Raw genomic sequence first — 24,164 nt, 5'->3', positions numbered from 1 at the left:
CCAGCCCAACTTACTGATCTGCGGTACTCCACGCCCCGCTCAACCCGAAAAATCAGGCATAAGCTGATGAACTTGGGAGGACTCCATGTAGGCCCGGAGGGGTGCTCCTTGCGCTTTTTATAATAATGATTATCATTCGTGTTACTGAAGAAGTGTGGGAGTCGCGGCAATGGCATACAGCGTCGAGGCAAGGGACTTGCTGGAGCTGTACCAATCTGCCCCAGAGGCCGGAGGTCACGACACCGCGGGGGGAGCCACCACACTTGCATTGCCATCACGATTCGGGCATGGGCGGGCATGCATCAGTCCGGTGGGTACCATGGGGCAGCTATGGGAACTGGATCAGGCCCTCACCGGGGATCTTCACGTTACCTCCACCATGGACTACAACGTACTGGAGATTGTCACTTGCGATGACAGCAGTATGCATGCGGCTGTCGACGGGCTCTTTGACGCTACGACATGGCGCCGGACGATACACGTGATCTATGCGCCGGGCCTTGTGGGCCGAGTGCAATTCGGCGGCCGGACGCATAGCACTAGCCTTCGCCTCGATAGCAAGGCCTTTGGTAGATCGCTTTGTCGTGGCGGCGCTGATTTCGCGCGTTTGCTTACGGCTATTGAAAAGGAGCGCCCGTTCCATTACGAACGTCCACTCGAGCCTGCGTTTCAATTGATTCTCGAGCAGCTTAAAAACCCCCCGGTCTCGCCGTCGGCCTCCGCATTGTATCGTCAGGCGAAAACCACCGAGCTCTTCGCGCTGTTGTTCGGCGAGTCTTCTGAGTTGGCTCGTGCGTCCTCGGTGTCAGCTACGGATGTCGCTCGCCTGCGCAGTGCCAGAAACGTGCTGGTGAATGAGCTGGTTGAGCCGCCTGGGCTTCGCCAGCTGGCGCTGCGCAGTGGGCTCAATGAATTCAAGCTCAAGAAAGGATTCAAAGAGCTGTTCGGAACCACCGTCTACGGTTTCGTCCGCGAGCAGCGCCTGCACCGGGCCCGCATGCTCATGGAGACGAAGGACTACAACGTGACACGTGCTGCAATGGCTGTTGGCTATGCCAGTGTGGCGCGTTTCAGCGAGGCCTTCAAAACCCGCTTCGGAATTTCACCTGGCCGCTACCGCATGACGCACCGGCGCCGCTCGGACGCACCGCCTGACGTGGGACCGTAGCGGCCCCATCCGTCGCGGATCCTCTTGAATACAGCGAATGGCTTCCCGCCTGGATAGGGCCGGCGGCCTAGGCTGCTTTTGCCTGCTTGTTGTGTAGCGCGTCGGTCGGGCCGGTGACCGTCCTCGCTCCGTTCTGAGCAAGAAATAATCCTTCCGGGGCAAGCCAAACGCGATGGCTCAGCGTACGCTCGCCGTTCCAAAGATGAGAACGCGTCCCATTATAGTTATGCGCGAGAAACCCAGGTGTGTCGCCCCTTTCACACTGCTGTTGGTCGTCGCTGCAACGGCCGACGCCGAGGAATCAGCCGATCATAGCCTTGCTCCGATTACGGTAACCGCGGAGAAGACGCCGTCGACCGGTTTCGAGGTCCCTGCTGCCCTGACGGTCCTCACGGGTGACGAGCTGCGTCGCTCAGGCAGCGAGGACACGCTCGACGTGGTGCAGCGGGTTCCGAACCTGCACATGATTCGAGCCGGTCATCACTCGGATGCCGGCTTTCTTTCATTGCGCGGGATAACGCCCGCCGTCGAGGGCAAACAGTCGATCGGATTCTTCATCGACGGTGTGCACTACACGACGTTCGATACCGAGTTGCTGGACGTGGAGCGGGTCGAAGTGCTCCGGGGCCCGCAGGGCACGCTCTATGGCCGCAACACCGGTGGTGGCGTGATCAACGTGATCACGCGCGACCCGCAGCCGTACCCCGAGGCGGAAGTCAGCGTGGGGGTGGGGAGCGATAACCGCAGAAGCGTTGAGGCAGTCGCCGGCGGTGCGCTCGGCTCCCCGTCGTGGTCGTACCGTGGTGCCGCGCGTGTGCAGGTCACGGACGGATACTTTACGCGCCGCTCTGATGGCCGGGACGACGTGGACGAGCGCAATGACAGTAACGGGCGATTTAAGGTGCGCTGGAACCCGTCAGGCAAATGGGACGTTACGACGACGCTCGATGCCCAGCGTTATCGCGACGGTTCCACGTCATTTGCGCCCGTGGAGCAGGTGCGCCGTTCGCCGGGAGAAGTGAATTCCGATTTCGTCGGCGAAGCGGATACCGACGTTTACAACGCCAGCGTGCACGCCGAATACAAGGCCCACGACGTGACTGTCACTGCCATCAGCGCTGCGACGCGGGAGGACAAACGCGAGCACATGGACATGGACTTCACCGCGGAGGACCGTGTTCGCCTGCATCTCGATACCGACATTTCCCGGCTCTCCCAGGAGCTGCGGTTCGCCTCGCCCGAGGGCCGTCCGGGCCCGCGCTGGCTCGCCGGGCTTTACTACTTCGACGAAGAAGATGACCGAGGCGTCGACACCGAGATGCGTCAGGGAATGCCGTCCATGGGGGTTCCGCCGTTTACGGACGTGCGTTCCAGTGTTGTGGATACCCGGGGCTATGCCGCCTTCGGGCAGGTTACGTGGCCGGTGTCGGACCGTCTGGAGCTCACCGGCGGTTTGCGGTATGACCGCGAAACCCAGGATCTTACACATCGCAGCCGGACCGAGCCGGATCTGTCCGCCTTCGGCATGGCGCCTTCGCGGGTCGAGGACAGGGAGGCCTTCGACGCCTGGTTGCCCCGCTTCACCGCCCGTTACGCGCTCTCCCGCGACAGGTCCGCTTATGCAAGCATCGCACGCGGCTACAACAGCGGCGGGTTCAATACCCAGGCGCCGGAAAACCGATTGGAATTCGATCCCGAGTACACCACCAACTACGAGCTGGGCATGAAGGCTCGGTGGCTGGACGGGCGGTTGCGTACCGACATGGCATTGTTCTGGATCGAGTGGAAGGATCAGCAGGTCGAGCAGCAGCTCTATCCCCAATCGGTGACTCAGAATGCTGGGCGCTCGAGGAGCCGGGGCGTGGAGCTTGAGCTCGCGTGGCGCCCGGTTGACGCATTTCTGTTGCAGGCCGGGGTCGGCTACAACGATGCCCACTTCGTGGAGTACACGGATACCGTGTACGACCCGGACACCGGCCAGCCTGTCGGGCACGTGGACTATTCGGGTAAACGCCCACCCAACGCCCCACGGCAAACATTCAGCCTGGCGGCCGAGTACCGCTTCACTGATGACGTCTACCTGCGCGCCGATTGGTTGGGAACAGGACGCTTCTATTACGACCTCGCCAACGAGCAGAAAGAAGATGCCTACCAACTGCTCAATCTCCGCCTTGGTTACGACAACGGTCGATTTGCGGCGACAGCCTGGGTGAACAACGCCACTGACGAGGTCTACGCCACGCGTGCCTTCGAGCTCGACGATCAGTGGTTTGCCCGCGCCGGCGAGCCTCGTTCCGTTGGAATTTCCGTGACTGGCCGTTGGTAGCTCGGTCTCCGCTGCCCACGAAGGAGTGCTAAGGATGTCGGCTGAAAACCGCGAATGGGCAACGCTCATTACGCTGTTACGTCCCGAGCGCACGCGCCTGCTCATCGCGATGGCCCTTGCCGTGGCGGCGGTGGCGCTGGAGCTGTGGCCTTACTGGTTGCTCTACCGGGCGGCGGCGGTGGTGCTGGCCGGGAATGCGGTGGCCAGCCAGCTGACGGGCCTGGCCGGCTGGCTGACCCTGGCACTGGTGGGGAAATACGCTGCTTATACGCTCGCCGGCTATCTCAGTCACTATGCCGCTTACCGGCTGCTTTTCGAGATCCGCCGGAATCTGGTCCGGCGGATCGCCTCAATCCCATTGACCCGCCTGCAGGCCTACACCACCGGCACGCTGAAGAAGATCGTCTTCCAGGACGTCGAGCGATTGGAGCTTTTCATCGCCCACCATACGATCGAGCTTGTGGCCGCCGTCCTGGGACCGCTTTTCGTCGGCATCCTGCTGTTCTGGGTGGATTGGCGAATGGCGTTGGCGGCCCTGTCCACGGTGCCCCTCGCCATTGCCGTCCAGGCGGTCCTTTTCCGTGACATTGGTGAGCGCATCGATGAGTACAACCAGGCCGTGGCCGATCTGAACGGTGCCACGGTGGAGTACGTACGCAGCATGCCGGTCATGAAGGCATTCCGGCAGACCGCCGGCTCGTTCCGGGCCATGAACGACAGCCTCGAGCGTTACCGGCATCTGGTCTCGGATTTCACCCGGCAGGCCGTGCCGGGGTGGTCGGCATTCATGGTGCTGCTGGGTGCGAATATCACCGTCGTGCTGCCTGTGGGGTTGTGGCTCAATCTGCACGGCGCGCTGACCGTGCCCGAGCTCATCCTCTGTCTGATGGCCGGCTCCGGTCTGCTGAGGCCGCTATTCAAGGTGATGCACTTCGCCTCACTGATTCGCGAAATCCTCGGCGGAGTGCGTCGTATCCAACCCTTGCTTGTGTCGGCACCGAGTGATACCCGAACGGCCACCGATCCGCCGGTTCGCCATGACGTCACCTTCGATGGGGTCCGGTTCGGTTATGGCGCGCGTAATGCGCTCGAGGCCGTGAGCTTCCGGCTGCCCGAGGGCAGGATGACTGCGCTGGTGGGGCCTTCCGGAGCGGGAAAAACCACCGTGGTCAATCTCCTCGGTGGACTGCAGGTGCCGGATCAGGGGGAGATTCGTATCGGGGACGTCCCCCTGGCACGACTTTCCGAAGCCCAGCGGACTCGGCTGGTGGCCGTGGTGCCCCAAGAGGCGTTTCTGTTCCGCGGCACACTTCTGGACAACCTCCGCCTCGGCCGGCCGAACGCCACCGATGCGGAGGTGCAGCGCGCCGCCGGGATCGCCCAGGCAGATCAGTTCATCCGGGATCTGCCGGAGGGCTACTTCACCCGTGTGGAAGAGCAGGGGGTTCGTCTAAGCGGCGGCGAGCGCCAGCGCATCGCCATCGCCCGGGCCCTGCTTGCGGACACACCGATACTCGTTCTCGACGAGGCCACTGCATTCGCAGACACGCTCACCGAGCAGGCCTTCTACCGAGCGCTGCGCCGTGCCTATCCCGATAAGACAGTGTTGGTTGTCGCTCATCGGCTGTACGCCGTCGATGGCGCGGATCAGGTGCTCGTGCTCGATGACGGGGGACTGACCGACGCCGGCGGGCACTCGGAGCTGTTGGAACGGTGCCCCCTCTATCGTGAGCTTTGGGAGAGCCAGTTCGAGAGTCACGCGTGGCAGTTGCGTACCGAGGAGGAATCCCGTGTCGGTATTCACTGATGTCATTCGGCGGGCCGGCGAGCGGCCGAGGCGGCTGTATCGGGGCATCGGATTCCGGATCCTGGAGCTTTCCTTCGGCAGTCTGCCCTTTTTGCTGGCCTACCTGGCGCTTCGCGAGGTGCTCGCAGGCGAGTTGGACATGTTCGGAGTGGGTCTCGTCGTCCTCGGGCTACTCGTCTGCCTGACCGGTCAGCTGCTGTTCTCCTACTTGGGTCAGCTGGACTGCTTCCTGGGCACCTACGACCTCATCATGTGCTACCGGGCCCGCGTCATCGACCATCTGCGCGGCCTGCCTCTGGGAGAGCTTCAGCAGCGGCGTATTGGTGGTCTCGCGTCGGTCCTCACCGACGACATGAAGCGTGTGGAGGATATCTTCACCCATCTGACCGCCGAGCTGGTGGCGGCCGCTGCCGTGCCGTTGTTGATTACCGTCGCGTTGTTCCTGGTGGACTGGCGGCTGGCATTGGCACTGGTCGCGGCCGTTCCGCTCGCCGTGGCCGCGCTGAACTTTTTGAGCCGGTGGTTCCTGCGAGCGAGTCGAAGCAAGCAGAGCCAGGTCAGCCACGCCACGTCCGTGGTGGTCGAATTCCTCGCCGGTATTCGCACCCTGAGGCTATTCCACCGTACCGACGCCATGCTGCAGCGTCTCGAACGCCTGTTTGCGGGCATTCGTCACACCAGCATGGGTGTCGAGGCCTGGGGGGGTGGCACCGTGCAGTTCTACCGCCTGGGCGTGGAGTTGGGTCTGGTGTTGCTGCTGCTCACCGGCGCGGCCCTGGCCGCTCGTGGCGGGCTCGATCCGCTCGGCTGGTTGTTGTTCATCCTCATTGGTTACCGGGTGCTGGGCCCGTTGCTGGACGCGGCTGCCTACCTGACCGAGGTGCGCTTCATGGCCGAGAGCCAGGCCCGCATCCGGGAGTTGCTGGACAAGCCCGCGCTACCCGAGCGGTTGGGCGCTACCGCTCCCGAGGGCAGCGACGTGGTGTTCGAGAACGTGAGCTTTCGTTACGCGGACGAGTGGGTGCTACACGATGTCTCGTTCCGGGCACCGTCAGGGGCGGTAACGGCGGTGGTCGGCCCCTCCGGGGCCGGGAAGTCCACCCTTCTCGGACTTCTGGCCCGGTTCCACGATCCCCAGCGGGGCCGTATAACCCTGGGCGGAGTGGATATTCGCGAGCTTGGCACGAACGAGCTATATGCCGAGCTGGGCTTCGTCTTCCAGGACGTGCAACTGGTCGACGCCACGGTGCTGGACAACGTGCGTATGGGCCGGCCGGACGCCGACGACGACGCCGTCGTACGTGCTTGCCGCGCCGCCTACTGTGACCCATTCGTGCAGCGTCTACCCCACGGTTACCACACGCGTATCGGCGAAGGCGGGGCGCGGCTCTCCGGCGGCGAGCGCCAAAGGCTGTCGATCGCCAGGGCGTTGCTCAAGGACGCCCCGGTCGTGCTCCTCGACGAGGCGACGGCCTCCGTCGACCCCTACGCCCAGCGGGAAATCCAGCGGGCGCTCGAAGCGCTCGTGCGCGGCCGCACGGTGATCGTCATCGCACACCGGCTACATACCATCCGCTACGCCGACCGGATCCTGGTTCTCGACGGTGGACGGTTGGCGGAGCAGGGCACCCATGAGCAGCTTCTCGCCGGCAACGGCACGTATCAGGCGCTCTGGCGGGAACACGACGCTGCGCTGAATGAGGGCACCGATACGGGGGATTTCCCGGAGCTGTCCGAGAGTCGGCGACCAGCAGCCACAAGGGAGTGATTCGATGGCAGCAGACACCGTTGCCCGGCGCCTGGCGTCGGTGGCGGCCAGTCATTCTGAGCGGACCGCGTTGCGCTTCGTCGGGACCGACGGCCGGGAAGTCGTGAACTGGCGTTATGCCGATCTGTATGACCGCGTACAAAGGCTGGCAGCAAGGATCGCGGTGCACCACGCTCCCGGCGAGCGTGCACTGCTGCTTACCCCTAGCGGGGCGGATATGGCTCTGGGTCTGCTCGCGGCGATTCACGCCGGGGTGATTGCAGTGCCCGTGAATCTCCCCGGTCCGGCGCGCGTGCGCCGTGTAATTGAGCAGCTCGAGCATGTCATGGGGGATGCGGAGCCGACTCTAGTACTCACTACGGGCGAGGTGCAGGAACGGGCTGGTGGGGAGCCGCTGATCGCCGCGCTGGACGTGCAGCGGGTGGACGACGTGCCAGAGAAGGAAAGCCCGATGCCGCCCTGCGACTGCCCGGAGGACGCCATCGCCTTTCTGCAGTATTCCTCGGGCTCCACCGGACGGCCTAAAGGTGTGTGCAACACGCATCGCAATCTCCTGGCACAGGTGGCGTTGTTCCACCGCATATGGGATGCGTCGGATCCCATCCACATGGCCACGTGGCTGCCCCTGTACCATGACATGGGCGTCGTGCTGGGGCTGCTCGTACCGCTTCTCACCGGTGGCACCTGCACACTGCTCTCGCCACAGTCATTCGCTTCCGAACCGCTGCGATGGCTCCGAGCGGCGTCGGACTATCGGGCCAACTGGCTGGTAGCGCCGGACTTCGCGTATCGCCTGTGCAGCGACGTAGTGCCCGCGGAAGCGGTCGAGGATCTGGATCTCACGGCCGTGCGCTATGCCGTCAACGGCGCCGAGCCCGTGCGTCCGGAGACGTTGGAGCGTTTCTGCCGCCACTTCGCTGCTGCGGGGTTTGCGGCACAGGCGATGACCCCCGGGTATGGACTGGCCGAGGCAGGGCTGTGTGTCTCCATCAGCCATCGCCCCCGTGGCTGGCGAATCGGTTGCTACGACGTCGAGGCGATGGCGTGCGGCACCGCCGCGCCGTGCGCCGACGGCTCCGGCCGCACCCTGGTCTCCTGCGGCGATTATTTCGACCGTTGGGAGCTGGCGATCGTCCGTCCGGAAGACGCCGAGGAGTTGCCGGAGCGGTCCGTGGGCGAGATTTGGATAAAGGGCGAAAGCGCCGCCTCCGGGTATTGGCGGAACGAAGGCGACAGCCAGGACGTTTTCGGGGCGCACCTCTGCGATGGTCGCGGACCGTTCGTGCGCACAGGGGATCTCGGGTTCCTGGACGGTGGTGAGCTATTCGTCTGCGGGCGCCTCAAGGACTTGATCGTGGTCAACGGCGCCAATTACCACCCCAACGACCTGGAACTGACCCTGGAGCGGGAGGTTGAGGGTATTCGCGTCGGCGGCGCGTGTGCGGTGCAGCAGGGCGATGATGGTGCTTTGGTGCTCATGGCGGAGATGAACCGCCATGCGGCGCGCGAAAAGCTCGCTGAGGCGGTCGACGTCATGGCCCGGGCCGTGTATGTGGAGCACGGACTGGTAGCGGACAGGATCGCGCTTATACCGAGGGGCAGCCTGCTCAAGACCTCCAGCGGCAAGATTCGCCGCCAGGAGATGGCCCGGCGCTATCACGAGTCGGAGTTGCGCTTGCTGTATCGCCGCGAACGGGATTCGCTGTCGGATGCCACACCGAGTGAGCGCAGCGACGACGCCCTGCTGACCCGGCTGCACGACTCCCTCTGCGAGATGCTGGGGCTTGGAGGTGTCGGCGTGGACGAAGGCTTTGCCGATCTTGGCCTCGATTCGCTGCGAGCCACTCGCTGGTGTGCATTGCTTGGACAGCGATTCGGTATCGGCCTCGTGCCCGGCACTGTCTTCCGCTATCCGAGCCTGCGGCGACTCAGCGCGGCGCTGCAGGGGCAGTCCAACGACGCCGAAGCGCTCCGGGAACGCGGAGTATCCATTCAGGAGCCGGTCGCGATCATCGGTGTCGGTCTGCGTCTGCCGGGTGCTCCGGCGGAATTCGGTGGCTTTTCACAGTGGCTGCTGAGCGCTGACAGCGCGACGGGTCCCGTGCCAGAGGCCCGCAAGCGCGACGGCGTGCCGTTGACGCAACCGGGTGGTTACCTCGACTCCGTCGACGGGTTCGACGCCGGTTTCTTCGGGCTGTCGGCGAATGAGGCCGAGGCCACCGACCCGCAGCAGCGAATCCTTCTGGAAACGGTCTGGCATGCCATCGAGCATGCAGGGCTTCCCGCAGAGCGGTTAGCCGGTGAACCGGTGGGCGTTTTCCTGGGTCAGGGACACAACGATTACGCCATGATGCCGCTGCGGGCCGGCCGGACGGACTGCGTCCGGGGGTACTACGCGCAGGGCGCGAGCATGAGCTCGAGTGCCGGAAGAGTCGCCTACCATCTGAACCTGGTTGGACCGGCAATGGTCATCGATACCGCCTGCTCGGCGTCGTTGGCCGCACTCGATACCGCGATGCGGTATCTGGACGACGGTGAATGCGACCTGGCCTTGGCCGGCGGTGTCAACATCCTGCTCTCTCCCGAAACGGAGAACGCCTTGACCGTGGCCGGCATGCTTTCGCCACGGGGGCGCTGCGCGACGTTGTCGGCCGATGCGGATGGCTATGCCCGCGGCGAAGGCGCGGCGGTATTCGTGCTCAAGCCGCTCACCAACGCGCGCCGGGATGGCGACCGCATTCTCGGTGTCGTGCGGGGTAGCGCCTTGCAGCAGGACGGCGCCAGCGGTGGCCTGACGGTGCCCAACGCGGACGCCCAGGCGCGTCTGATTCGCCGTGTGCTGGGTCGTGCCGGGCTGTCGCCTGATGCTGTCGATGCCGTGGAGATGCACGGCACCGGCACGCCTTTGGGTGACCCGCTGGAATTCTCGGCCCTGGAGACGGTGTTCGGCGATCGGTCCCGCCCCATGCTGTTGGGATCGGTGAAGACCAACGTCGGCCACCTGGAGGCGGCCGCCGGCGCTGCCGGTCTGGCGCGGGCGCTGGCAGCGTTGCACACGGGCCGCTGGCCCGGCAGCCCCACGTTCACCGAGCTCAATCCCGAGATCCGGACCGGGCGCTCGACCTTCGAGCTGCCCCGTGACACCCGGACGCTGGAGCCGGCCGGGAGGGTGGCACGTATCGGCGTTAGCTCCTTCGGCTTCAACGGCACCATCGGTCATGTGCTGGTGGAGGGGGCACCTCATGCCGACGGGTCCGTTCCGACCGCGCCGTGGAAGGGCTGGGTGCCGTTGGCGGCGGCCGACGAGCAGGCGTTACAGCAAATGGCCATGGCGCTCGCACGGTGTCTCTTCGAAGCTTCCCCGGATGAACGGGCGGACATACTGGCTGCCTGGCGCCAGCAGCGTACTCACCGGCTGTCATGGCGAGCGCTGGTGTGCGCCGATGACGCGGAAACGCTGATTGGGCGACTGGAACGCCCGCACGCCGCGTACGCCTTGGAGCCGGGCCGCATAACACTGCGATTGCCGGATGCGAATGCTGCGGCGGCTCTGCTCGATGGTCTCCAGAGCTGGCTGCCGGAGGCCGTGTCACAGCCTGGGGAATCGACAGTGAGTGCGTTGGTCGCGCTGCTGGGAATGCTTGGTTTGCGGCCCGATTCCGTGGTCGGCGAAGCCGACGATACCGGTGATGCCGTGACGGATTCGGGTGTTCTCCTGCGACTGACGTCGGCGCAGGGGACGGAGCGGTCGGTGGTCCTGGACCCGTCGGACGGGGGACGGTCTGGCCTTTTCGAAGCCTGGCAGCTTGGGGCTCCGCTCGACTGGGGCGTCGTGGACGGAATTCGCGCTCCCGTCATGTCCCTGCCTCTATACCCCTTCCAACGCCGGCGTTACTGGTATCCCGTGGATGCCCCGACCGACTTCGATACGCCATCGGCTGACAATTCGGAGCAGGGATCCTGGGATCTCGAGCGGTTGCGCCGCGAGGTAGCCGAACTCCTGGAGATCGAGCCCCGGAGCATCGGCGACGAGGACGATCTGATTGGCCTCGGGCTCGACTCGCTGATGGCCATGGATCTCGTATCGAAGCTGAAGTCCGACGGCATTGCCGTGACCTTTGACGCGCTGTTTGAGACGCCCACCGTCAATGCCTGGTCGCGATTGCTGAGCGAAGGGGGTGCCGCCGATACCGCGCCCTTCCTGCCCGCCACTGTGGTGGATGATGCCGCACCGTTCGCGCTCACGTCCGTACAGCACGCGTACTGGATCGGCCGCGACGAGGCTCAACCTCTGGGAGGCGTGGGTTGTCACGTATACGCGGAATTCGACGGCGCCGGGCTGGAGCCGGCGCGACTGGAGCGTGCGGTTTCCGCGTTGATCGCACGTCACGGCATGTTGCGGGCGCGATTTCTCGCCGACGGCCGCCAGCGTATCGACGAACAAGGCGCCTGGCCGGGACTGACGGTCCATGATCTGACCGGCGCCGATGCCGGTGCGCTGGAGGAGCGGCTGACGGCACTGCGGGAGGTGCTGTCGCATCGCAAGCTGGCGGTGGCGGATGGCGAGGTATTCGACATTCAGCTCTCGCTGTTGCCCAAGGGCCGCAGCCGGTTGCATTTCAACATCGACATGCTCGTCGCGGATGCGTTCAGCATCCGGATATTGCTGGAGGAGTTGGCGGAGCTCTATCGCGATTCGAATGCGAGGCTGCCGGATATCGAGTCAGAGTTTCCCCGCTATCGCGCGGCTTTGGAGGAAACGGGGGCCGCAGAGCGGGAGCGTTCGCAGGCCTATTGGCAGCAACGATTGCCCGATCTGCCACCGGCCCCGGGGCTGCCTATGGAGGCGGACCCGTCCCAGCTCCGGCAGCCGCGCTTCCGGCGCCGTAGTCATCGTCTGTCTCCGGACCGCTGGGTGGCGCTTCAGCAGCGGGCCCGCTCCAACGGCGTGACGCCTTCGATGATGCTGGCCGCCTGCTATGCAGAAGTGCTGGCGGCCTGGAGCAGTAACGCCCGCTTTCTGCTCAACCTGACGCTTTTCAATCGCCGCGATCTGGTACCCGGCGTGGAACGGCTGGTTGCGGACTTCACGACGCTCACGCTGCTGGACGTCGATGCCACCGAGTCTCGCACGCTGGCGGAACGTGCCGCGGCGTTGCAGCGGCAGTTCACGGAAGTGGTGGGCCACAGCGCGTATTCCGGTGTGGAGGTTCTCCGGGACCTTGCCCGGCTGTATCCGGATCGGCCAATGGCTGCGCCTGTGGTGTTCACCAGCAATCTGGGCCGGGATCTGCTGGGCGAGGACACCGAGGATTGTCTTGGCCGTGTTGGCTGGATGATATCCCAGACCCCGCAGGTGTGGCTCGATCACCAGGTGATGGAATACCGCGGCGGCTTGTTGCTGGCGTGGGACGCCGTGGAGGATCTGTTCCCGGCGGGTGTTCTGGACGCGATGTTCGAGGCCTACTGCGGGTTGCTGGAGCGGCTGGCGGACTCGGAGTCGGTATGGCAGGAGCCGGTGGGTGATCTGCGCCCGGCCGATCAGCGCGCGGTGCGTGAGCGTGTTAACGCCACGGCGGCGCCGCGTAGTGGGGCGCTGCTGCACGAGGGCTTCTTCGCGCAGGCGGCGCGGGCGCCGGGGCGCCCGGCGCTTCTGGGCGCCGGCGGCGAGCTCAGCTACGGCGAACTGGCGGACTGGGCGCGGCGCATTGCCGCGCGGCTGCGTGCCCGGGGGCTGCAACCGGGCGAGACGGTGGCGGTGACCCAGGCCCGGGGATCGGGGCAGGTCGCGGCGGTGCTGGGTGTGCTCTTCGCGGGCGGGGTGTACGTGCCGGTGGCGGCGGATCAGCCGCTGGCGCGGCGTGCCCGCATCTATGCCGACGCCGGGGTTAAGCGGGTGTTGAGCACGGCGGAGCAGGCCGTGGCGCTGGAGTGGCCCGAGGGCGTGGAGGTGCTGTCGGTGGAGGCGGCGCGCGAGGACGAGCCGCTGGGCGAGGCGGTGGCGCGCGCTGAGCAGGAGCTGGCCTACGTGATCTACACCTCGGGCTCCACGGGGGAGCCGAAGGGGGTGATGGTCAGCCACGCGGCGGCGGTGAACACGGTGGAAGCGGTCAACGAGCGCTACGGCGTGGGCGAGGCGGATCGGGTGCTGGCGCTGTCGGCGCTGCATTTCGATTTGTCGGTGTACGACCTCTTCGGGGTGCTGGGCGCTGGCGGGTCGGTGGTGCTGGTCTCCGAGCAGGAGTACCGGGAGCCGTCGGCGTGGCTGGAGTACCTGCGAGCGGGCGTGACGCTGTGGAACAGCGTGCCGGCGCTGTTGGAGATGTTGCTGATCCATGTCGAGGGGCGTGGTGAGGTGCTGCCGCAGACGCTACGCCAGGTGCTGGTCTCGGGTGACTGGGTGGGACTGGATCTGCGCGAGCGGCTGCGCCGTTGCAGTCCCGGGGCGAAGCTCACGGCGCTGGGCGGTGCGACGGAGGCGGCGATCTGGTCGAACGCCTTCGACGTGGAGGAGGTGCCGGGGCACTGGCGCTCGATTCCGTACGGGTATCCGCTGCGCAACCAATGCTATCGGGTGGTGGACGAGCGTTGCCGGGACTGCCCGGACTGGGTGGCGGGTGAGCTGTGGATCGGTGGTGCGGGTGTGGCGCAGGGCTACTACGGGGATGCGGGGCGCACGGCGGAGCAGTTTGTGCAGTCGGCGGGCGAGCGCTGGTACCGCACGGGGGATTTGGGGCGCTACTGGCCGGACGGGACGCTGGAGTTTCTCGGGCGGCTGGATACGCAGGTGAAGCTGCGAGGTCACCGCATCGAGCTGGGTGAGGTGGAGGCAGCGCTGCGACGGCACCCCGCCGTGCAGCACGCCGCGGCCATGGTGGTGGGAGAGTCCGAGCGACGGATCGCCGCGGCGGTGGTCGTCGACGACGCGGCGGGTGATACGGTGCTTACCGCACAGCATGAGCTGTCGAACGCCACGGCCGAAACCCTGGACGACACGCCGGTACTAGAGCTGCCTGATCGGGACGGCTACGAGCGTGCCGAAGCCGAGCTGGCGGAAACGCTGATGCTGCGGCTGCTGAATGAAAGTATCGACTTCGACGCCGGCGCATGTGCGGTCGCCGATATGGAGCGGCAGCTGGGCTTGGCGAGCGGCATGCGGGCGCTGCTGCATAGATGGCTCCACTGGCTGGCCTCGCGCGATGTACTCGGTGAGACGGAGACCGGTTTCGTGCCCGCGGAACGGTTTGCCGCCGTGGCCGCTTGCGCCGATCCGATGGCGACGGTCGCTCGTTCCGGTGCCGAGATGCTGGTCCCCGTGGCCGAGCGTCTGACCGAGCGTCTGGGCGATATCGCGGCGATGCTGCGTGGGGAGCAGGATCCCGTCGGGCTGCTGGACGATTCCGTGCTGGCTCCCGAAGTCCTAGTGGGGGTTCAACCCGCTCAGCGGGTCGCATTGGACCGGCTGGCGGGATGGTTGGTGCAGATCGCCGAACGCCTTGGACGGCCGCCTCGGGTCGCGGAGCTGGGCGCCGGCAGTGGACTGACCGCTGAGCGGCTGCTGGCAGAGCTCGGACCGGCATGGATGGCGTATACCTTGCTGGAGCGATCGCAGGCTCAGTTGCGAGCCGCAGCGACGAGACTCGCGGATGATGCCGATGCGCTGCGGTTCGAGCGACTACCGGCCGAAGGGGTACCCGAGCCGCTGCGCCACGGTTTCGACATAGTGCTCGCAAACAATGCTCTGCATCGGTACCCACAGCTCGATACCGCCCTGAATCAGGCAAGCGCTCTGCTCGCACCCGGAGGCCTGCTGCTTGCTCTGGAAACCGCCGAACTCTCGCCATTGGCGCTGCTGACCGTGGCTTTGGTTGAGCGAGGCTTCACCGGTCTGGCGGACTCGCGCCGCGATGCTGGTACGCCGCTGCTTCCGCCACAGGCATGGTGCGAGCGGTTTACCGGCTACGGACTCGAGGCCGCGGGGGCTTCCCGGATCGTCGAGGGTACGCCCGTATGGTTGTTGCACGCCCGGCAGCTAGAGTCGCTATGCCACTGCCCCACGGCCACCCTCGGAGATTGGCTGGCGGGGCAGTTGCCCGACTACATGCTCCCGGAGACGTTGCTGCGCCTGCGCCGCCTGCCGCTGACCGCAAACGGCAAGATCGACCGTGCCAGTCTGGAGCGTCAGGTGGAAACACTGGTTTTCGACGCGTCAGCCGCGCTGTCGCCACCGCAGGGCGAGCTCGAAAACCGCGTGGCCGAGCTGTGGCGGGAGCTTATGGGTGTCGACGACGTGGGGCGGGAATCGGGCTTCTTCCACTTGGGTGGCGACAGCCTGATTGCCACGCGCCTGATGGCTCGCCTGGAGGCGGTCGGTGTTCATGGCGGCGAGCTGGCGGCTTTGTTTGCCAATCCGGTGTTACGTGATTTCGCGGCCACGCTGTGTCTGGGAGAGCCCGACGAGTCCGGGCCGGAGCTCGAGACGGATCCTGATGGCCGCCATAGGCCGTTTCCACTCACCGACGTTCAGCAGGCCTACTGGTTCGGTCGCCGCGAGGATTTCGTGCTCGGAGGTGTCGGCACTCACTTCTACACCGAGTTCGACGGCGCGCACGTGGACCTGCCCCGGTTGGAGGCGGCTTGGAACCGTCTGATACGCCGGCACGAGATGCTCCGCGCCGTGTTCGACGACGACGGTCGTCAGCGGATTCTCGCCGAAGTGCCCCTGTTCAGGATTCGGGTGGTTGACGCCGATGGCGACGACGGCGCGTCCGAGTTGCGCGAAGCCATGTCTCACCAGGTGCTCGACCCAAGGCGCTGGCCTGTGTTCGACGTGAGGGCGGTGCGCTATGGCGATCGTACGCGCCTCGGGGTGAGTCTCGACAATATTGTCCTCGACGGCTTAAGCATGCAGATACTGTTCACCGAGCTCGCCCGGCTCTACGAGGACCCCAGCGCCGAGTTGCCGCCGGTGGACGTCTCCTTCCGGGATTACGTGCTCAGTGTCGGTTCGGGAACCGAGACCGAGGTAGCCTCCGCCGAGGCCTATTGGCGAGAGCGGCTCTACCAGCTGCCGCCCGCCCCGCGACTGCCTCTGGCGCGGGATCCGGCTCAGATCCGGCGGCCGCGTTTCGTGCGCCGGCAGGCGCAGCTGGATGTCGGGCGCTGGCAGCGGCTCAAAGCCTTGGCGCGGAGCTATGACCTGACGCCGTCCACCCTGCTGCTCGCCTGCTACGGCGAGGTGCTTTCGGCGTGGAGTGCGCGGGCAGAGCTCACCATCAACCTGACGCTCTTCGACCGGCGCGAGGTGCACCCGGATATCAATCACATTCTGGGCGATTTCACTTCGTTGCTGCTCATCTCCTTCCGCCCGGAAATAGGCGAGTCCTGGTTGACCGGCGCTCAACGGCTCCAGGCACAGCTCTGGCGTGATCTCGCGCATCGCCAGGTGTCGGCGGTGTGGGTGATGAGGGAACTGGCGCGCGTGAGCGGCACTGACGATGCGGCCATGCCCGTGGTTTTCACCAGCGCGCTGGGAGTCGACGACGCCGTCTCCGAGTTTGCCGCCCGCGACTTCCCGGAACGCGTCTGGGGCGTATCCCAGACGCCCCAGGTCTGGCTCGACCATCAGGTCTTCGAGCAGCAGGGGCAGCTGCATTTCAACTGGGATGCCGTGGAGGATCTGTTCCCGGCGGGGGTTTTGGACGCGATGTTCGAGGCCTACTGCGGGTTGCTGGAACGGCTGGCGGACTCGGAGTCGGTATGGAAGGAGCCGGTGGGTGATCTGCGTCCGGCCGATCAGCGCGCGGTGCGTGAGCGTGTTAACGCCACGGCGGCGCTGCGTAGTGGGGCGCTGCTGCACGAGGGCTTCTTCGCGCAGGCGGCGCGGGCGCCGGGGCGCCCGGCGCTTCTGGGCGCCGGCGGCGAGCTCAGCTACGGCGAACTGGCGGACTGGGCGCGGCGCATTGCCGCGCGGCTGCGTGCCCGGGGGCTGCAACCGGGCGAGACGGTGGCGGTGACCCAGGCCCGGGGATCGGGGCAGGTCGCGGCGGTGCTGGGTGTGCTCTTCGCGGGCGGGGTGTACGTGCCGGTGGCGGCGGATCAGCCGCTGGCGCGGCGTGCCCGCATCTATGCCGACGCCGGGGTTAAGCGGGTGTTGAGCACGGCGGAGCAGGCCGTGGCGCTGGAGTGGCCCGAGGGCGTGGAGGTGCTGTCGGTGGAGGCGGCGCGCGAGGACGAGCCGCTGGGCGAGGCGGTGGCGCGCGCTGAGCAGGAGCTGGCCTACGTGATCTACACCTCGGGCTCCACGGGGGAGCCGAAGGGGGTGATGGTCAGCCACGCGGCGGCGGTGAACACGGTGGAAGCGGTCAACGAGCGCTACGGCGTGGGCGAGGCGGATCGGGTGCTGGCGCTGTCGGCGCTGCATTTCGATTTGTCGGTGTACGACCTCTTCGGGGTGCTGGGCGCTGGCGGGTCGGTGGTGCTGGTCTCCGAGCAGGAGTACCGGGAGCCGTCGGCGTGGCTGGAGTACCTGCGAGCGGGCGTGACGCTGTGGAACAGCGTGCCGGCGCTGTTGGAGATGTTGCTGATCCATGTCGAGGGGCGTGGTGAGGTGCTGCCGCAGACGCTACGCCAGGTGCTGGTCTCGGGTGACTGGGTGGGACTGGATCTGCGCGAGCGGCTGCGCCGTTGCAGTCCCGGGGCGAAGCTCACGGCGCTGGGCGGTGCGACGGAGGCGGCGATCTGGTCGAACGCCTTCGACGTGGAGGAGGTGCCGGGGCACTGGCGCTCGATTCCGTACGGGTATCCGCTGCGCAACCAATGCTATCGGGTGGTGGACGAGCGTTGCCGGGACTGCCCGGACTGGGTGGCGGGTGAGCTGTGGATCGGTGGTGCGGGTGTGGCGCAGGGCTACTACGGGGATGCGGGGCGCACGGCGGAGCAGTTTGTGCAGTCGGCGGGCGAGCGCTGGTACCGCACGGGGGATTTGGGGCGCTACTGGCCGGACGGGACGCTGGAGTTTCTCGGGCGGCTGGATACGCAGGTGAAGCTGCGAGGTCACCGCATCGAGCTGGGTGAGGTGGAGGCAGCGCTGCGACGGCACCCCGCCGTGCAGCAAGCGGTCGTGATTGCCGTGGGCGAAGGCGTGCACCGCCGTCTGCACGCCCACGTTACGCCCGACATGGCGTCGTCGGAGAGCGAGTTGATCGCATTCGCCACCGGGCAGCTACCGGAATACGCCGTGCCCGAGCACTGCAGCGCGCACGCACAGCTGCCGCTGACTGCGAACGGAAAGGTGGATCGCAACGCACTGGCGGAGCATTCGGCCCAGGCAGTCGCTGACGCTGTTGCCGCTGTCCCAGAGGGGGATACCGAAAGGTCCCTGGCCCGGATATGGGAGGCGCTGCTGGAGCGTACCGGCATTGGCCGGGAGGAGAGTTTCTTTGCCCTGGGCGGCGACTCTCTCTTGGCCACTCGGCTGGTGGAAGCGGTCTATCGGGAGTTCGGTGTGGAGTTGTCGCTGGGCCGGTTGTTCGAAGCCGCCACCGTGGCGGCACTGGCTGCGGAGATCGAGCGGCTCGAGGACGAACAGGGAAGCCAGATTCTGGAGGAAGGCGCGATATGAGCGTAGAGCAGCTGATCGGCGACCTGGAGAGCGCCGGCGTAAGATTCTGGGAAGAGGCCGGTGACGTGCTGCGGTTCAGAGCGCCGAAAGGGGTAATGACACCCGAGAGGACCGCGCGACTGAAACACCACAAATCGGAGGTGCTGGCCTATCTTCGGCGCGGTGCCACCGTAACCCTGGAGCCGGACGACGAGGGACGCTGCGAGCCTTTCCCTCTTACCGACGTCCAGGCGGCGTATCTAATGGGGCGCAGCGAAGCCTTCGAATATGGCAGCACTGGTTGTCACGGCTACTTCGAGATCAGTTTTCCGGATCTCGATCGATCCCGTCTCGAACATGCATGGCAGGTGCTGATTCGCCGCCATGACATGCTGCGGGCGGTGGTTCACAAGGAGGGATACCAACAGGTTCTTGCTGAGGTGCCGGACTACAGCATTCCAATGCTCGATCTGCGGGACCAGCCGGAGGATTCCGTCGATCGGGCACTGAATGACGTTCGTGCGGAGCTGTCACACAAAGTCTACCGTCCTGACGTGTGGCCGTTGTTCGAGCTGCGGATCACACGCACTTCCGGGCGGACGGTACTGCACGTTTCCATCGATCTGCTCATCGCCGATTTTCTCAGCATTCAGCAGCTGTTGGCCGAGCTTGACCGGGTGTATACGCATCCGCAATCCCCGCTGTCCGGGCTGGACGTGAGCTTCCGTGACTACGTTCTGGCGGAGCGCCGACTGCGCAGCGGAGTCGCCTACGAGCGGGCACGGCGATATTGGCTGGAGCGCGCGGAGACTCTGCCGCCGGCTCCGGATTTGCCCGTACGGTCGCGGCGCTGCGCTACCGCACCGTCGTTTGAGCGTTTCCAGCTCGAATTCCCGGCCCAGTACTGGCAGCAGCTGCGAGACGCGGCCGGACAACGCGAGATTACGCCCTCGGTCGCGGTCCTCGTCGCCTATGCTGCGGTGATCGCCCGATGGAGCCGGCGCCCGGACTTTGCCCTCAATCTTACACTGCTCAACCGCTTGCCCCTGCACGAGCAGGTGGAGCGGCTGGTCGGGGATTTCACCTCCGTGGAGCTGCTCGCGGTCCACGCCGATGACGGGGCGACGCTCGTGGAACTGGCGCGGACCCTGCAGTCCCGGCTGTGGCAGGACATGGACCACCGCCTGTTCAGCGGCGTTGAAGTGATGCGCGAGATCTCCCGTCGGCATGGCCAGGGCGCGGCGATGATGCCCGTGGTCTTCACGAGCACCCTGGGGCTCACCGCGGACGACGTGGAACAAGGTCAGCTGTTGGGCAGCGGCACCGCAGACTACGGCATCAGCCAGACGCCCCAGGTCTGGATCGACTGTCAGGTCATGGAGCGCAATGGTGCGCTAAGCGTCAACTGGGACGTGCTCGAAGGGGTATTTCCGGAAGGCGTCGTCGAGTCGATGTTCGAAGCCTTTCGGTCCTTGCTGTGGCGCATGATCGATGACGTGGGCGCATGGAACGAACCACGTCCGGTGCCGCTCCCCGCTGTTCAGGCGGAGCGCCGCCGAGCAGTGAACGATACTGCCGGGCGTCTGCCCGATGGCTTGCTGCACGAGCGGTTCGTCACCTGGGCGCGACGGCGGCCCGATTGCGTGGCGGTTATTGCCGGGACGACACGCCTGACCTATGGGGAGTTGCTTGCCTGCGCCAACGGTGTGGCTCGCGCCCTGCAGCAGCGGCATGTCGAGTGCGCCGAGCCGGTGGCGGTGGTTATGGAGCGCGGCTGGGAGCAGGTGGCGGCGGTGCTGGGTGCGTCGATGGCCGGTGCCGTTTATCTGCCCATTGATACGACGCAGCCGGTCGAGCGACGCAATCGCATGATGACCGACGCGGGTGTCCGAACGGTGCTTACCCAGTCCGCCCTGTCGGGCACGCTGGAATGGCCCCAGGAGGTGGATGAGGTAGCCGTCGACACGGTTCAACCCTGCTCTCCGCAGTTGGGGCTGGATCGGTCGGTGGGACCTGATGACCTCGCGTATCTCATATACACCTCCGGCTCCACGGGCGAGCCCAAGGGCGTCATGATGACCCACCGTGCGACGCTGAACACCATCGAGGACATTAACCGCCGCTGCTGCGTCTGGCCCGGGGACCGCATTCTGGCACTGGCTCAGCTCGGCTTCGATCTGTCCGTGTATGACGTCTTCGGGGTATTGGGGGCTTGCGGATCCCTCGTGATTCCTGATCCGCAACGGCGCCGGGACCCTGCGCACTGGGCCGATCTAATCGGTGAGCATGGCATTACGGTATGGAACTCCGTCCCGGCGCAGCTACAGATGCTGCTCGATTGCATGGACGAGGACGATATCCGCCTCGGTAGCCTGCGTGTGGCGCTACTGAGCGGAGACTGGATACCCGTCGGTCTCCCGGGTGAGCTCCGCCGGCGTGTGCCGGATGTGACGCTGCTGAGCCTTGGCGGCGCGACCGAAGCCGGCATCTGGTCCATCCATTATCCGGTCGACGAGGTGCCTGCGGACTGGGTGAGCATTCCCTACGGACGCCCGCTGACCAATCAAACGTTCCATGTGCTGGATGCCCACATGGAGAGCTGTCCGGACTGGGTGCCGGGCGATCTCTATATCGGCGGGGCTAGCCTGGCTTCGGGTTACTGGCGCGACGAGAAGCGGAGCCGGGCGAGCTTCCTGGCGCATCCGCGCACCGGGGAGCGGCTCTATCGCACGGGGGATCTTGGTCGCTACCTCCCGGATGGGAACATCGAGTTTCTCGGCCGAGATGACGACCAGGTGAAGATCCGGGGCCACCGCATCGAGCTTGCGGAGATCGAGTCGGCGTTACTGACGTATCCTGCCGTCGGCGCGGGCATCACTTTGGTCGCCGGCGAGGGCTCGCGGGGACGGCTCGAAGCGTTTGTCGAGCCCGCACGAGTCGATGCGGCGGAGGCCGTCGGGGAGGCGCTGGAGGCGTCAGTGCGCGCTATGGCTGCCGCGATGGAGGAGGGGGTTCGGGGCGAGGATCTGCAGGATCTAGTACAGCGCATGGACCGTGTCGCGCTGTTGTGCATGACGCGCGCGCTGCGCCGCGTCGGCGCCTTCACGGAGCCGGACGCGGCTTACACGGCGGACGAGATAGCAGTCCTCGGCAATGTGGCAGATCGGCACCGGCGGCTGTTGCGCCGCTGGTTGACGGCCCTGTGGCACAACGCTCTGATCGAATTCGACCCGGCGACCGGCCGCTATCGCGACCTCGCCAACGTTGACGATAGGGATATCGGGGCGTTGTGGCAGAAAATCGATCGGCTGCAGCAGGTAGTCGACTATGGCGGGGAGCTGATGCGCTACCTGCGCGAGAGCACCGAGCACCTGCCGGAGCTCCTTCGTGACGAGATCGACCCGCTTGATTTGCTCTTTCCGCAGGGCCGGCTGGAAACTGCTGAGGCGGCTTATCAGGACAACTTCATCAGCCGCTATCTCAACGCGGCGGTAACGACCGCTCTAAGGCAAATCGTCGAGCGTTTTCCCACCGATGACACAGTGCGCATTCTGGAGGTGGGGGCCGGTGTGGGCGGTACCAGCGCTGAGTTGATCCCCGCGCTTGCCGAGTTGCCGGTGGACTATCAATTCACGGACGTTTCCCGGTTCTTTCTCAACGAGGCCCGCGAGCGGTTCGCGGATTATCCGTTCGTGCGCTTTGGCTTGTTCGACGTGAATGAGGATTACCGCCGCCAGGGGTATGCGCCCAACTCCGTGGACGTGATCGTTTGCGCCAATGTGCTGCACAACGCTCGCGACGCAACCGTGGTGCTGACGCATCTTCGCGAGCTGCTGCGCCCGGGCGGCTGGTTGCTGTTCATCGAAGCGACCCGGGACAACTACCAGCTCATGACCTCCATGGAGTTCAAGGAAGGACTCACGGATTTCGCCGACTTTCGTGCCGGCGGAGACATGACTTTCGTACCGCGTGACAAGTGGCTGCAGTTGCTGGAGGGGGCGGGCGCCGATCACCACCTGGTTCTGCCAGAGGCCGACAACCCCATATCCGCCGTCGGCCAGCATTTCTTCGCCGCGCGCTTCAAGGCCGACCGCGCGCGCATCGACGAAGACGCGGTTCGCCGGCATATGGCGCAGCGCCTGCCGGAGTACATGCTGCCGACGCATATACACTGCGTGGACGCTCTGCCGCTAAACGGTAACGGCAAAATCGATCGAACCACCCTCACGCAGTGGCTCAGCACCGGCGAGGCGCGTCGGGGCGGTCGCGGGACCGCCCCCGGCACCGAGACCGAGCGTCGTCTCCACGCCGTCTGGACCCAGGTGCTGGAAATCGACGATCTGGGTGTCGACGACGACTTCTTCGAATGCGGTGGTGATTCGCTACTGGTCGCTCAACTGGTGGGGCGTTTGCGCGAGGAGCTTGGTGACTGTGCACCAGAGTGGGACCGAATGCTCCGCAAGGTACTCGAGCAGCCCACAATTACGGCGCTGGCCACATGGCTGGACCAGGAGGAGATGCCGGAACCCGACACCTCGCGGGAGTCACCCGGTACGCTGGTGCAGCTCAAGTCCGCTGACCGGGGACGGCCCACGGTGCTGGTGCACGAAGGCAGCGGAACGCTGCTGCCATACCAGCCATTGATGGAAGTCTACGAAGGCGGGGCGCTTTACGGGCTGGCGCCTGCGGATAAGGAAACGTACCTCGCGGTTCCGCCGCAGCGGCTGATCGAAACCCTGGCAAGCCGTTATGTGGATGACTTGGTGGGATCCGGCGTGGACGAGCCTCCGCGCCTAGTGGGTTACTGCATGGGTGGGCTCATCGTGCTGGAGATGGCCCGGCAGCTCGCCGAGCGCGGGCATGCAGCGGCCGGTGTAACGGTGATCAGCTCCTACAAGATTCCCTATCTGGTAGAAGACGAGCTACTCGCCGAGTACGCCTTTCTGAGAGTGCTCGGCCTGGATCCGGGGGTGGCTGGTTTCCCTGAAGACGACGCGGCCATCGGCCAGGCGCTGCAGCGCGTGTTGGCGGCTACGCCCGGTCGCCTTCCCAATGGTGCGTTCGCCGATCTTGACCGTCACGTTGGCCTGGAAGAGGTCGCGGCGTCTTTCGCTAGCCTGGCGGAAGAGCCGCCGGCACACCGTCTGGAACGCTACCGCGCAATGGCGGCGGCTTCGAGTGCCGGAGAAGGGGGCCAGCGCAGCTTTGAGCACTTCTTCCGGGTATTCCGTCACAGCCTCCAGGCCGTGACCCTCTACGAGCCCGGCCTGTACACCGGCGAGGTCGAGTTTTTGCGCCAGCAGGGGGGAACGTATTTCCTCCCGGGCCTGCGGGAAGACATGACCGCCTTCTGGCAAGAGGTCTCTCTGGGAGGTCTGCGTGTCGTCGATATCCCCGGCGATCACTTCGGCTGCATGCGGTCGCCCCATGTCCAGCGGATTGCGAGCGTTCTTCAGGGCGCAGCCACCTTGCATTGAATCGGACTAGCGACTT

General features: G+C 65.7%; 6 protein-coding genes. All 6 read left to right on the top strand.

Features of this window, described 5'->3' with window-relative positions:
- The first annotated feature begins 319 nt into the window (after positions 1-319).
- The 6 genes from ACPEES_RS18670 to ACPEES_RS18645 all read left to right on the top strand — a co-directional run bounded on the left by ACPEES_RS18670 (position 320) and on the right by ACPEES_RS18645 (position 24,148).
- On the top strand, positions 320-1,168 hold the full coding sequence (locus ACPEES_RS18670) for a helix-turn-helix transcriptional regulator (RefSeq protein WP_435105108.1): 849 nt from the start codon (positions 320-322) through the stop codon (positions 1,166-1,168).
- 226 nt (positions 1,169-1,394) lie between these two features.
- Positions 1,395-3,494 carry a TonB-dependent receptor gene (locus tag ACPEES_RS18665; protein ID WP_435105107.1) on the top strand — a complete coding sequence of 700 codons (2,100 nt, stop codon included), beginning with the start codon at positions 1,395-1,397 and terminating at the stop codon, positions 3,492-3,494.
- A 34-nt stretch (positions 3,495-3,528) separates the two neighbouring features.
- Positions 3,529-5,301 carry an ABC transporter ATP-binding protein gene (locus ACPEES_RS18660; protein ID WP_435105106.1) on the top strand — a complete coding sequence of 591 codons (1,773 nt, stop codon included), beginning with the start codon at positions 3,529-3,531 and terminating at the stop codon, positions 5,299-5,301.
- Entirely contained in the window at positions 5,285-7,069 is a 1,785-nt protein-coding gene (locus tag ACPEES_RS18655) for an ABC transporter ATP-binding protein (RefSeq protein WP_435105105.1), read from the top strand. Before ACPEES_RS18660 ends, ACPEES_RS18655 begins: the two co-directional genes overlap by 17 nt.
- A 4-nt stretch (positions 7,070-7,073) precedes the next feature.
- Complete coding sequence (locus tag ACPEES_RS18650; protein WP_435105104.1) at positions 7,074-18,692, top strand: amino acid adenylation domain-containing protein; 11,619 nt, start codon at positions 7,074-7,076, stop codon at positions 18,690-18,692.
- Complete coding sequence (locus tag ACPEES_RS18645) at positions 18,689-24,148, top strand: amino acid adenylation domain-containing protein (RefSeq protein WP_435105103.1); 5,460 nt, start codon at positions 18,689-18,691, stop codon at positions 24,146-24,148. The genes ACPEES_RS18650 and ACPEES_RS18645 overlap by 4 nt, the downstream gene beginning before the upstream one ends.
- Positions 24,149-24,164: the final 16 nt, after the last annotated feature.

Source organism: Arhodomonas sp. AD133, from assembly GCF_051195215.1.
Taxonomy (GTDB): Bacteria; Pseudomonadota; Gammaproteobacteria; order Nitrococcales; family Nitrococcaceae; genus Arhodomonas.
The sequence above is the reverse complement of the archived record's forward strand: the minus strand, read 5'-3'. Positions and strand labels throughout refer to the sequence as shown.

Excerpts from the sequence above, each read along its gene's own strand:
- ACPEES_RS18650 (WP_435105104.1), top strand. The coding sequence starts at position 7,074 with ATGGCAGCAGACACCGTTGCCCGGCGCCTGGCGTCGGTGGCGGCCAGT.
- ACPEES_RS18660 (WP_435105106.1), top strand. The coding sequence starts at position 3,529 with ATGTCGGCTGAAAACCGCGAATGGGCAACGCTCATTACGCTGTTACGT.
- ACPEES_RS18645 (WP_435105103.1), top strand. The coding sequence starts at position 18,689 with ATGAGCGTAGAGCAGCTGATCGGCGACCTGGAGAGCGCCGGCGTAAGA.
- ACPEES_RS18665 (WP_435105107.1), top strand. The coding sequence starts at position 1,395 with ATGCGCGAGAAACCCAGGTGTGTCGCCCCTTTCACACTGCTGTTGGTC.
- ACPEES_RS18670 (WP_435105108.1), top strand. The coding sequence starts at position 320 with ATGGGGCAGCTATGGGAACTGGATCAGGCCCTCACCGGGGATCTTCAC.